This window comes from Streptomyces sp. ISL-12 (genome assembly GCF_018614415.1).
Lineage (GTDB): Bacteria > Actinomycetota > Actinomycetes > Streptomycetales > Streptomycetaceae > Streptomyces.
The window spans coordinates 76,455-88,205 of record NZ_JAGGOO010000002.1 but is presented as its reverse complement, the minus strand read 5'-3'; the positions used below and the strand labels follow the sequence as shown (position 1 = coordinate 88,205).

General features: G+C 72.6%; 12 protein-coding genes. 5 read left to right on the top strand and 7 right to left on the bottom strand.

Translation table 11 applies throughout. The annotated features are described in order from the left end of the window. Positions 1 to 369: 369 nt before the first annotated feature. The gene (locus J7I94_RS38040; protein ID WP_251074435.1) at positions 370 to 627 is read left to right on the top strand and encodes a hypothetical protein; all 258 of its coding nucleotides are present in this window, start codon (positions 370 to 372) and stop codon (positions 625 to 627) included. A 142-nt stretch (positions 628 to 769) separates the two neighbouring features. On the opposite strand, the gene J7I94_RS00480 is transcribed toward J7I94_RS38040, so the two are convergent. Further along, positions 770 to 2,050 (bottom strand): SWF or SNF family helicase, encoded by a 1,281-nt coding sequence (locus tag J7I94_RS00480; RefSeq protein WP_215164398.1) that lies wholly within the window; start codon positions 2,048 to 2,050, stop codon positions 770 to 772. Then, positions 2,050 to 5,016: a DEAD/DEAH box helicase gene (locus tag J7I94_RS00475; protein WP_215164404.1), complete on the bottom strand. Its 2,967-nt coding sequence runs from the start codon at positions 5,014 to 5,016 to the stop codon at positions 2,050 to 2,052. Before J7I94_RS00475 ends, J7I94_RS00480 begins: the two co-directional genes overlap by 1 nt. Before the next feature lie 341 nt (positions 5,017 to 5,357). Between J7I94_RS00475 and J7I94_RS00470 the strand changes: the two genes are divergently transcribed. Beyond that, on the top strand, positions 5,358 to 5,540 hold the full coding sequence (locus J7I94_RS00470) for a hypothetical protein (protein WP_215164397.1): 183 nt from the start codon (positions 5,358 to 5,360) through the stop codon (positions 5,538 to 5,540). 100 nt (positions 5,541 to 5,640) lie between these two features. On the opposite strand, the gene J7I94_RS00465 is transcribed toward J7I94_RS00470, so the two are convergent. The 3 genes from J7I94_RS00465 to J7I94_RS00455 all read right to left on the bottom strand — a co-directional run bounded on the left by J7I94_RS00465 (position 5,641) and on the right by J7I94_RS00455 (position 7,792). Then, positions 5,641 to 6,606, bottom strand: coding sequence for a hypothetical protein (locus J7I94_RS00465; RefSeq protein WP_215164396.1), 966 nt, complete (start codon positions 6,604 to 6,606; stop codon positions 5,641 to 5,643). 137 nt (positions 6,607 to 6,743) lie between these two features. Beyond that, on the bottom strand, positions 6,744 to 7,031 hold the full coding sequence (locus tag J7I94_RS00460; RefSeq protein WP_251074433.1) for a hypothetical protein: 288 nt from the start codon (positions 7,029 to 7,031) through the stop codon (positions 6,744 to 6,746). 161 nt (positions 7,032 to 7,192) lie between these two features. Next, positions 7,193 to 7,792, bottom strand: coding sequence for a class I SAM-dependent methyltransferase (locus tag J7I94_RS00455; protein WP_215164394.1), 600 nt, complete (start codon positions 7,790 to 7,792; stop codon positions 7,193 to 7,195). A gap of 247 nt (positions 7,793 to 8,039) precedes the next feature. Between J7I94_RS00455 and J7I94_RS00450 the strand changes: the two genes are divergently transcribed. Continuing rightward, positions 8,040 to 8,648, top strand: coding sequence for an ATP/GTP-binding protein (locus tag J7I94_RS00450; RefSeq protein ID WP_215164393.1), 609 nt, complete (start codon positions 8,040 to 8,042; stop codon positions 8,646 to 8,648). A gap of 36 nt (positions 8,649 to 8,684) precedes the next feature. On the opposite strand, the gene J7I94_RS00445 is transcribed toward J7I94_RS00450, so the two are convergent. Continuing rightward, positions 8,685 to 9,113 (bottom strand): PPOX class F420-dependent oxidoreductase, encoded by a 429-nt coding sequence (locus tag J7I94_RS00445; protein ID WP_215164392.1) that lies wholly within the window; start codon positions 9,111 to 9,113, stop codon positions 8,685 to 8,687. A gap of 106 nt (positions 9,114 to 9,219) precedes the next feature. Here J7I94_RS00445 and J7I94_RS00440 point away from each other — a divergent pair, with 106 nt between their 5' ends. Next, positions 9,220 to 9,633, top strand: a complete 414-nt coding sequence (locus J7I94_RS00440; protein WP_215164391.1) for a roadblock/LC7 domain-containing protein — start codon at positions 9,220 to 9,222, stop codon at positions 9,631 to 9,633. 138 nt (positions 9,634 to 9,771) lie between these two features. Then, complete coding sequence (locus J7I94_RS00435) at positions 9,772 to 10,851, top strand: DUF6397 family protein (RefSeq protein WP_215164390.1); 1,080 nt, start codon at positions 9,772 to 9,774, stop codon at positions 10,849 to 10,851. A 19-nt stretch (positions 10,852 to 10,870) separates the two neighbouring features. Here J7I94_RS00435 and J7I94_RS00430 read toward each other — a convergent pair whose 3' ends face one another. Continuing rightward, entirely contained in the window at positions 10,871 to 11,746 is an 876-nt protein-coding gene (locus J7I94_RS00430) for an acyl-CoA thioesterase II (protein ID WP_215164389.1), read from the bottom strand. Positions 11,747 to 11,751: the final 5 nt, after the last annotated feature.

Here is an 11,751-nt window from a genome sequence, read left to right as displayed (position 1 = left end):
GACCCCCGGTCCGCGGGTCGGGACGACGCCATGTGCGTCGTCCCGGCGGTACGGCAGGGGCTTGTGGTGCGGGCAGGTCGTGCGTGCTGCTGTGCTTGTGTCCCGACTTCCGCGTAAGGGTCGCGTGCCGCCCGGCCGGAGGCGACTCTGGACGGTATGGCCATGCCGCCCGCACCACCGCCACAGCCGCCCGGACCACCGGGTGGCCCACCGCCACCGGGAGGCGGCTTCGGTCCTCCTGCCGATGGCTTCGGCCTCGGGCCGGGACACGGGGACGGAGGCGGACGCGACCCGAGACAGCGCCGGAACACGCTGGTTCTGCTGCTCGCCCTCATCGTGGCGGCCGGTGCCGTGGTCGCGATCGTGCTCATGGCTTCGGGAAGTGACGACTCGACCGACGAGGAGCCGCCCGCCGAAAGCAGCGCGACCGCCACCCCTTCGCGGTCCGACAACATCCCGACCGAACTGCCGAGCGGCCTGCCGACCGAACTGCCGAGCGGCCTGCCGACCGAACTGCCGAGCCGACTGCCCAGCGAGCTGCCGTCCTTGCCGTCCGGCTTCCCCGGCGAACTGCCCAGCGACCTGGAGTCCATGATCCCGTCCCTGGTCGCGCAGACGACACCCTGACCGGTGAGCGCTTCCGGGAAACGGAAGCTCGTCAGCGCCGGGGCCGCTGATCATGTGCCTGGATGTGAACAGTGGCGGGACCCACCCCCACCCCAACTCGTCAGGCAGGGGGGCTGAGGGGGCGGGCGAGGAAGACCGCGCGTCAGGGCTCGTTCCCGGCCGCGAGCGTCGCCGAGGCCAGCGCCGTCGCAGGGTCCCTGGCCGCTTCGCCCGCGGGTACCCAACGGCCGTCCTCCTCGCGGTACGGCCACCACCGGCCATCGGTGCCCAAGCGCAGCTGGAAGGGTTCCCCGGCCACCGTCCAGTGGTTGGACCGTGCCCGCAGCAACGGCCGTTCATCCTCGTCCCAGGCCGACTCCAGGGCGGCACGCGCGCGTGCCAGCGTTTCGCCTTCCACCGTCCACTCCTCATCCAGTACGGCAAGCGCGTCGACTCCGCCGAGCCGCCACGCGCGTACGGCCGCCGCGAAGCCCTTCGGGTCACGCCCCGATCCGTCAGCGAGGCGGGTGGCGATCACCGGTGTCGGTGTCGGGGCCGGACCGTCCGCCGCCAGGCGTACCGCGTCCCGCACGGCGGACAATTCGCGCTCCAAGGGCCGCTGCCCGTGCCCGGTGGCCAGGGCCTCGACGAGCAGGCGATGTGCCTCCGCCGTGGTCCTCGATGCGAGGAAGCCCAGCGCTTCCGGGTCGACACCCGGCCCGGTGGCGGTGTCCGTGTCGAGGGACGGAGGCACACCCGGCCCCTCGGGGACGCCGGGAGGACCGGGCAGCGGCGGCAGCGCGTCGGCCGTCGCGTACGCCTCAACGGCGTCCACCCCCTCAGGCCGGTAGGAGTCCTCGGTGGGCGCGCTTCCCTGCGCCTGGAGGGCGTCCAGTACGGTCCGCTCACCGCGTCCTCGCACCAGCAGCAGGACGAACGGATCCTGATCCAGCAACCGTGCCACCTGGTAGCACAGCGCCGCGCTGTGCCCGCAGTGGTCCCAGGCGCCGCAGTCGCACTCCGGCTCCAGATCGCCCGTGCCCGGCAGCAGGTCGACGCCGGCGGCCGCCGCGTCCTCCACCAGATGCGGAGGCATCTCGTGGTCCAGCAGGGCCGCGACATGACCGGCCCGCTCGACCGCCATGCCGACGAACCGGTCCCACTGCTCACCGGACCACTCCGGCAGGAGGACGTCCGCCCGATGCCCCGTGCCGTCCCGGTCCCGGACGACCGCCGTGATCCGCCCGGGCCGCACGGACACCGTGCCCACCGCCCCCGCGCGGGCGAGCCGGCGGCCGGTCCGTACCTGCTCCCCGTCGAGCGCCGACTCCTCCAGCGCCCGCACCCAGGCCCGGCCCCACCAACTGCGCGCGAAGCCCCGCCCGGGCGTGGGCGGCAGCGTGGCGAACGTCCGCTCCGCGTCATCGTCGTCGCACCCGGTCATCACACCCCACCCCGCAGTTCCACCAGATCGGCCAGCTCCGCGTCCGTCAGCTCCGTCAGAGCCCCCTCGCCGGAACCGAGCACGGCGTCGGCCAGCTCCCGTTTCCGGTTCAGCAAGGACGCGATGCGGTCCTCGACCGTCCCCTCGGCCACCAGCCGGTGCACCTGCACCGGTCGTGTCTGGCCGATGCGGTAAGCGCGGTCGGTGGCCTGCGCCTCGACGGCCGGGTTCCACCAACGGTCGTAATGCACGACGTGCTCCGCGCGGGTGAGGTTCAGGCCGGTGCCCGCCGCCTTCAGCGACAGCAGGAACACGGGCGCCTCGCCGTCCTGGAAACGCCGTACCGACTCCTCGCGCGCGGTGACGGATGTTCCGCCGTGCAAGAACAGCGAGGCCACGCCTCGCGCCGCCAAGTGCTGTTCGAGCAGGCGCCCCATCTGCACGTACTGAGTGAAGACCAGCATGCTCGCCCCCGCGGCGAGGATCGTGTCCAGCAACTCGTCGAGCAGCTCCAGTTTTCCCGAGCGCCCCGCGATGCGCGGGCTCTCCTCCTTGAGGAACTGCGCCGGATGGTTGCAGATCTGCTTGAGCCCGGTCAGCAGCTTCACGATCATTCCGCGTCGCTCCATGCCGTCGGCGTCGGCGATGTCGGCGAGTGTCTCTCGCACCACGGCTTCGTACAGGCCCGTCTGTTCCGCCGTCAGCGACACGGCGTGGTCCGTCTCGGTCTTCGGCGGCAGTTCGGGCGCGATACCGGGGTCCGACTTGCGGCGGCGCAGCAGGAAGGGCCCGACGAGCCGGGACAGCCGCTGGGCCGCGGCCGGGTCCTGGCCGCCCTCGACGGCCTGCGCGTAACGGGCGCGGAAGGTGCCGAGCGGGCCCAGCAGCCCCGGGGTCGTCCAGTCCAGGATCGCCCACAGCTCCGACAGGTTGTTCTCCACCGGCGTGCCGGTGAGCGCCACGCGCGCGCGTGCCCCGATGGTGCGCAGGTGCCGCGCGGTCGCCGAGTAAGGGTTCTTCACGTGCTGGGCCTCGTCCGCCACCACCATGCTCCACGGCACTCCGGTCAGCCGGTCCGCGTCCAGGCGCATCGTGCCGTACGTGGTGAGGACGAACTCGCCGCCGTCCAGATGCTCCAGTTCGCGTCGGGCGCCGTGGAAACGGCGTACCGGAGTGCCGGGCGCGAACCGCTCGATCTCCCGCTGCCAGTTGGCCATCAGCGACGTCGGGCAGACCACCAGGGACGGGCCGGCGGACGCCGCGTCGGTCTGCCGGTGCAGATGCAGGGCGATCAGCGTGATGGTCTTGCCGAGCCCCATGTCGTCGGCCAGACAGCAGCCCAGGCCCAGCGACGTCATCCGCACCAGCCAGTCGAGGCCCCGCCGCTGGTAGTCCCGCAACGTCGCGGCCAGGACGGCCGGCTGATCCACGGGCTCCTGCCTCTCCGGGTCGGCGAGCCGCTCCCGCAGCTCCTCCAGCCACCCCGTGGGCCGCACCGGGACCCGGTGCCCGTCGACCTCGGCGGAGCCCGTCAGGGCCGCGGCCAGCGCGTCGACGGGTGTGACCTTGCGGTCCTGCCGGTCGCGGGCCCGGCGCGCCTCCTCGGGGTCGATGAGCACCCACTGATCACGCAGCCGTACCAACGGCCGGCCGGCCTCGGCGAGCCGGTCCAGATCCTCGCGGGTGAGCTGCTCGCCGCCCAGGGTGAACGTCCAGCTGAAGGCGAGCAGCGCGTCGGCGGACAGGAACGACGGCCCGCCGGCGGTGACGAAGGCACCCGGCCCGTCCCCGCTGTCCGCAGGCCCGACCTCCGCGCGGCAGGACAGACCGTGACGTGTCTCCCGGGGCCAGTGCACGTCGACTCCGGCGCCGGCCAGCGCCCGGACGCCACTGCCGAGGAGCTCGACGACCTCGTCGTCGGCGAGCGCGACGGCATCCGGCACGGCGGCCGACAGCAGCGGAGTGAGCGCCGGCCAGGCACGGGCCGCCCGGCGCAGCGCGAGCAGGGCGTCCGTCCGCGCGCGTGGGCCGAAGGCGTCACCCGCGGCGCCGGCCCAGACATCGGCGGCGTCCGCGACCAGCGCGGGATCGCCCACGCTGTGCACCTGCGGCACGGCACGGAACCTCGGCGCCCCTTCCACCCCGGTGTCCACAGCCGATCCGGACGGCCCTGTGCCGACGGCCACCCCAGAGGGCTTCACGCCTGCGACTGGTACGGATTCCATGGGGAATCCGAAGTGCTCGCCTGTGGCCGGTCCGGACCGCTCCCCGCCTGTGGTCGGCCCGAAGGGCTCCGTGGCCGCCGGCAGTCCGGAGACCTCGATCCGCAACGACAACCGCACCCCCGCGTCGTGCACCGCGGCGACATCGTCCGCCCACGCGCGCAGCTCGGGCCGGAGCCGCTGCCGCCGGGTGGCGTAGGCGTCCCCGCCCGTCACGAGCGGGGCGGCGGGGGAGCGGGGCAGCGTGTCGGCGACAGCGTCCAGGAAGGCCCGCACCAGCGGCTCCGGATCGGGCAGCCGCACGGGGCCGGTTCCCTCCACCGGCACCGCGTGTGCCTCGGGCGGCATCGCGGCGGCCAGACGGCGGACGAGTTCCGTTCCCTCGCCGCGCAGCGGCCCCACGCGCCAGGTGTCGTGGCCGGCCGGGGACAGCGCGGGCAGCAGCAGGCCGCGCGCCACGAGGTACAGGGCGTGCACGGCCACCGCACCCCAGAACTCCGCCGCCCGATGCCTGTCCTGAAGGGCACGCGTGCGCGTGAGCACCGGTACGGCCTCGCGCAACGGCAGCAGAACGGCTGGTACGCCCACCTTCTCGACACGGTCGCCGTCGGGAACCGCGACCGTCAGGTTCATGGCGGTCCCCGCGGCGATGACCGGTGGCGGGTCGCCGTCCGACCGCCAGAAGGCGACACCACCGGTACGGGCAGGCTCACCCGGCAGGAAGACGGCGCAGCAGCGGGCCAGTCGAGGGATCTCTGGCGGAGGGGCCGGGGGAGTCGACTGATCGGCGATGACTCACTCCTCAATTTTGACTAGTGGTGGCGGGTCGCCGATACTACAGGAATACGCCGCCGATCGGGTGTGCTCGACTATGACGTGGGACACCATGCAAGGAGGCAGGGCAGGCAGAGGCCGGACGGGACGGGATCTGCAGGCTCCCCCGTATGGCGACGGCTCTCAGGGAGGACTCAGGGTCCTGTCTCAGGGACGGCTCAGGGACAGCTCAGGGTCGCGATCGGAACCGCGGCGGGCGCGGGACCGTTTTCAGAACAGAGAGCGGCACTGGCCGCGGAGGAGGCGACATCATGTCGAAGAACGCCAAGATCGCCGCAGGGGGTGTGGCGGTCGGGCTCATCCTGTGGATCTGGCTGCCCTGGTGGGCCGCCCTCCTGATAGTCCTGGGAGTCCCGGCCGCCGCGTACCTCACGCTGGACCCGTCCCAGCGGCGCCGACTGCGCCGTGTCAGCCGCAAGGAACTCGGCCGCTGACGCGCTGACACCGAGGGCCGCAGGAGCCGAGCCGTCGGCCGCCCCGGGGGCCGGATGCCCCGAGGAGCCGGGAGGACCGGACATCCTGACGAGGCGCGGCTCAGCCGGGACGTACGGCCATCTCGTCGAGGGCTTTCAGCAGGCCCGGCAGCTCCGGACCCCGGCCCACCGGAAGGACCTCGCCGGGCTCCTCGTCAAGCAGTACGAAGGCGATGTCGTCGGTCCGTGCCACGAGCGACCAGCCCGGACCGTCGACACGCAAGGTGCGGGCGTCGCCCGCCGCGAACGACGACCGGACCCGGCCGAGCGGCGGCGGTGTGTCGACGTACGCACGGGCTTCCGCGAGCACCCGCCGGACACTGCTGAACCCCTGCCTCGCCCCCGCGCCCGGCGAACTTTCCCGGGCAGACTCTCCGGAGCCGACCTCGCCCCCGGCCTCGTCTCCGCCCGCTGCTTCCGGTTCTCCCGCCTGACCCGCCTGACCCGCCTGACCCGCCTGGCCCGCTTGGCCCGCCAGGTCCTCCGGGCGCTCGGTCGTGCCGGTGCCGTCCTCCGCGGTCGCGAATCCGGAGTCGTCCACCTGCTCCCGCCACCGCACCCATTGCAGAGCGATCTCGTCGGCTCCCAAGCGTCGCTGGGCAGGCCCCCAGGCGCTCGTGTCGGGCGGTGACAGCGGGGGCCGGTCATCCGCCTCGGGAGTGGGGTCGTGCGGCGCGGGTACGCCCGGAGCCGCCACGGCGACCGCGAGGGGCCAGCCGGGCAGCGCCGTCACGACGGTGCGCTCGTCCGGCGACAGTTCGTGTTCCATGCCGCAGTCCCAGGAGGCTATGGCCACCGCGACCAAAGAGACATCGTCGATCACCACCGTCCACCGAGCCCCGGCACCGTCCTGCCCGAGCACCAGCCCGTAGCCGTCCGCCAGCGGGGGGAGACCGAGCGCCGCGCACGCCTCCGGACAGTCGTCGCCCAGCACACTCGGAAACTTCGCCGGAGTCAGCAGCACCGCCGTGAGCACGTAGAGCGCATCGTCCTCGGCGGCGACGGCGTCCTCGTCCGTCCCGGCCATCCCAGCCTCCCCATCGGTTCGACCAACGGCGCGCACCCTAGTGCGGCCGGAAGTCGCTTGTCACGACTCCCCGACGTACCCGAGCTGCAGTTTTCCGGCTGGGCGGGCCAAAACGACCACCGGATGCGGATGTTCCGTCAGGACACCGGCAGCCCGAGCAGCGCACGGGCCACGGTCCGTGGCGGCTCGTCGCGCTCACGCGCGAGCGCGACGACGGCCCGGCACGCCAGCTCGTTCACCCCGAACGACAACGCCTCCGGCGACACCCAGCCCGCCGCCTCGTCCATCCGCTCCTGGTCGTCCTCCACGTGCGCCGACACATAAGCGGCGGCAGCCTCGAAGAGGTTGTGCCCGCGGCTGTCGCGTCCGGTCTCCTCGGCCGTGCTCAGCGCGCTGAGCAATCTGTCCCAGGTCTTGCCGAACAAGTTGACCACCGTCCCCCTGTGCCGCCGCCATGACCGACCGTGCGTATCTCCCGGTACTCAACGTAGAGACGCCGCTTCCCCTGCAGAAGGGGGCGGACACGGGCACTCTGGACGCCGCCCGTTCGCGGTTCCGGGGGGAAGCGGCGGGAGCCGGGCCGTGGTCAGCTCTGGCGGACGGCCAGGGCGAGGAAGCGGGCGTCCTCGTCGACGTACGACGTCATACGCCAGCCGGAAGCGGCCAGCAGGGGCCGGAGGCTGGGCTCCGCGCGCAGGTCGTCCGGGGTGAGCCGACGGCCCTGCCGGGCGGCCAGCGCCGCCCGCCCGACCGGGTGGAACAGGGCGAGTACGCCGTCCGGTCGCACCACGCGTGCCAACTCGCGGAGGTTCTCGCCCGGATCGGGCAGATGGGCGATGAGCCCCGCGGCGAACACGGCGTCGAGCGACCGTGATCTCAGCGGCAGTCTGGCGACGTCGGTCAACAGCAGCCACCCCTCCCGGTCCCGGCCGGCCCGCCGGGCGGCGTGCAGCATGGCCGGGGTGAGATCGGCCCCGATCACCACCCCCGACGCGCCCACGGCCGCGCGCAGCGGTGCCAGGGCGCGACCGGTGCCGCACCCCGCGTCGAGCACACGGTTTCCGCGGCGCAGGTCCAGCTCGGCGACCGCCGCGGCATAGGCGGGACCGTCGTCGGGGAAGCGGCTGTCCCAGTCGGCGGCGCGGGCGGTGAAGAATTCCTGGACGTGTGTGTGGTCGTCGCTCATGCTCCGCATGATTCCGTACGGCCGGGGACGGCGCCGCAGCGCACACATGCGGGCACGGTGTGGTCGTTCCGTTGACCCTCCGGGACACATCCCGGCACCTTCCGGAACAGAGCCCGCGCGCACCCCCGCACCGGGCTAGCGTTCCGAGGCCGTGGGACACCCCCGAACCGCCCAGAAACCCCCGGGCGAGTGGCACCGGTGCCCCTCCGCGCCGGGGCGTCACCGGCACTCCCGAGAGAAGTGATCGATGGCCTCCGAGGACTGGGACGCCGCCGACGGCGGCGAGACGGCCGCTCTGGCGCTGAAGATACTGATCGCCGGAGGGTTCGGCGTGGGCAAGACGGTCCTGGTCGGCGCCGTCAGCGAGATCGGACCGCTGCGCGCGGAGGAACCGCTCAGCGAGGCGGGCCGCCCGATGGACGACACCGAGAGCGTCGCCCGGAAGGCCGCCACGACCGTCGCCATGGACTTCGGACGCATCACCCTCCGGTCCGATCTCGCCCTCTACCTGTTCGGCACACCGGGCCAGGACCGCTACTGGTTCCTGTGGGACGACCTGGCAGAGGGAGCCCTCGGCGCCGTGGTCCTCGCGGACACCCGGCGACTGGCGGACTGCTTCCCGGCGGTCGACTTCTTCGAGCACCGCCGCATCCCGTTCGTGGTGGCCGTCGACTGCTTCCGGGGCGCCCACCGGCACGGCACCCAGGACATCACGCACGCTCTCGACCTCGACCGGGGCACGCCCGTCGTGCTGTGCGACGCGCGCGAGCGTGCCTCGGGGAAAGAGGTGCTGATCCAACTCGTCGCGTACGCCGGGCGGATGCACACCGCTCGGCTGCTCGACTCGGTGAGCTGACCCCGGCCACCACCCGGCCCCGGCCCGGACCCGGAGTCAGTCCGCCACGGCCCTCTGTGCCGAGACCTTGTCCACGGTGACCCGCACGAGCAGTTCACCGGGCACACCGTTACGGGCACCGAACTCCTCGGCACGCTCCTCGCCCATGTAGCGGGCACCGATGCGGGCCGCCCAGTCCCGCAGTTCGTCCGGTTCCTCCGAGATCCGGGCGCGGCCCTGAAGCACGACGTAGTCGAACGGGGGCCGGTCGTCGTCCACGCACAGGGCGACCCGGCCGTCCCGGAGCAGATTGCGTCCCTTGACGGTTTCCTTGCCGGTGTTGAACACGATCTCGTCCCCGTCGAGCAGGAACCAGACCGGCGCCACATGCGGACTGCCGTCCGCGCGGACGGTGCAGAGTTTCATGGTGCGGGTGCCCTCCGAGACGAACGCCCGCCACTCCTCGTCGGTCATCTTCTGTGCCATGGCCCCATCCTGCTTGCCCGGAGCCCCACCGTGGGGAAGGCTGGCGGAGCAGACCCCCACGACCAGGGGGAGACGACACACGGGGAGCACAGGGGGCGACGGGATCATGGCGCAGAACCAGAAACTCGGCTGGATGCTGGACGATCTGACCGAGCGCGTCGAACATGTGCGGCACGCGATGCTGCTGTCCAACGACGGCCTGGTGACAGGTGCCAGTACCGGCCTGCGGCGCGAGGACGCGGAGCACCTCGCCGCCGTCTCCTCCGGACTGCACAGCCTCGCGAAGGGATCGGGCCGTCACTTCGGCGCCGGGCGGGTGCGGCAGACGATGGTCGAGTTCGACGACGCGGTCCTGTTCGTCACCGCGGCCGGCTCCGGCAGCTGCCTGTGCGTACTGAGCGGCGCGGAGGCCGACATCGGCCAGATCGCCTACGAGATGACCTTACTGGTGAACCGGGTCGGCGAGCACCTCCACGTCGACGCCCGGCATCCCGACCGTACCTCTGCCATGGAGCCCTGACCTGCCGGTTTCGCGTCCCTGTGGAGCCGTTCGCGGAGTTATCCACAGCCTCCGACGGGCAGTCGGGCGAACGGCTACGGTTTTTCTCGGACGGGCGCACAGGGCGCGGTCCGCGCACACTCCACGGGGGAGACCAGCATGTCCGGCAACATCCTCACGCCTCAGGCGACGCCTGCCGCCGACCACCCCGCCACGCGGGGCAACAGGCTCGCACCCAGGCGGGCGGCGCGTGAACTCGGGTTGAAGCGCAGCGAGTTCGACATCGCGATGGGCCTGGGCCGGATCCGTGTCGTACCCGATGAAGGAGGAGGGGGACCGTGCGTCACCCGGGCCGAGATCGAACGGGTCCGTGAGCAGGAGGGCTTCCCCGAATCCCTGCGGGAGCGAGTGCGGACCGTGGGAACGACGGAGGGCGCCGCCCTCATGAAGGTGCCCACGTCCCGGTTCGCCCGCCTCGCGCGGCTGGGACTGCTGGTGCCCGTGAAGGTCTACGTCAACCGCTACGGTGCCGTCGTCTGGCTGTACCTTGCCGACGAACTACGGCAGTTCGCGTCCGACGAGAGCAACGCCGCTCTGCTGACCGGCCGTGCTCCCGAGCGGCTGCGGTTGCAGTTGAAGGACGGGCAGGACCGGCGCCCGCGCAACTGGCGCCGCCGGCATCTGGGTTTCCTGCTCCGCCGGACCGACGATCCGTGGGCCCGGGCCGCGGCCGTGGCGTCCCTGCTCGACCCGGTCGAGATCGAGGCCGTCGTAGGGGACCCGCACGAGCGCTCGCACCTCCAGCGGCTCCGCCCGGCTCCGGTGATCCACGGCGCGCCCGGCTCGCCCAGCGCCAGGCTCGCCGAGGAGATCATGACGGCGACCGACCCGGACGAGATCCACTGGCTCCGCGCGGAACTGGCCCACCTGGTCGGCACCGCACGAGAACACCACACGTCAGCACCCCGGCCGACAGCCCGCCCGGCGGCTCACCGGGTCCCGCGGGCGGCCGGACACCACTGCCGGCCCTCTGCCACCACCGCGCCGTCCTCGGCGGCACAGTCCTTCGACGCGGCGGGTATCGCTCCTCGGCACACCCCCACGCCGAGCACCACCGCCCTGGGCACCACCCGCCCGTCGGGGGTGCGGCAGCACCCGTCACCCGCGCCAGAACGCCGCCGCGGCTTGCTGGGCCGCCTGCGACGCAGAAACCCCAGGCCCACCCGACCGACCCGCTGAGTTCCGCCGCCGGACCGGACTACAGCGCCCGGAACAGGCCTTCCTGGACGACGGACACCAGCAGACGACCTTCGGTGTCGTAGATCCGGCCGCGGGCCAGCCCGCGTCCCCCTGTGGCGATCGGGGACTCCTGGTCGTACAGGAACCACTCGTCCGCGCGGAAGGGACGGTGGAACCACATGGCGTGGTCCAGGGAGGCCATGTCGAAGCCCCGCGGCCCCCACAAGGGCTCCACCGGGATGCGCACGGCGTCCAGCAAGGTCATGTCGCTGGCATAGGTCAACGCGCAGGTGTGCACCAGCGGATCGTCACCGAGCGGTCCGACCGCCCGCATCCACACGGCACTGCGCGGCTCGGCGTCCTGGATGTCCTCGGTCTTCCAGCGGAGCCGGTCGACGTAGCGGATGTCGAAGGGCTGCCGCCGCGCCATCCGCTCCAACTGCTCCGGCAGCGCGCCCAGATGCTCCCGGACCTCGTCGGCGACCGTCGGCAGCGACTCCGGGTCCGGCACCGCCCGGGCCGGCGGCAGCTGATGTTCAAAACTTCCCTGCTCAGGCTTGTGAAAGGAGGCGGTGAGATTGAAGATCGTCCGTCCCTGCTGCACGGCTGTGACCCGGCGGGTCGTGAACGACCGCCCGTCCCGGACCCGTTCGACCTGGTACACGATCGGCACGCCCGGCCGGCCCGGCCGCAGGAAGTACGCGTGCAGCGAGTGCACCGGGCGGTCGCCCTCGGTGGTGCGGCCCGCGGCGACCAGGGCCTGGCCGGCCACCTGGCCGCCGAAAACCCGCTGCAGGGATTCCTGCGGGCTGCGACCGCGGAAGATGTTGACCTCGATCTGTTCCAGGTCGAGCAGGTCGACCAGGCTGTCGGCCGGGTTGGGCGTGGGTGTCATGGGTG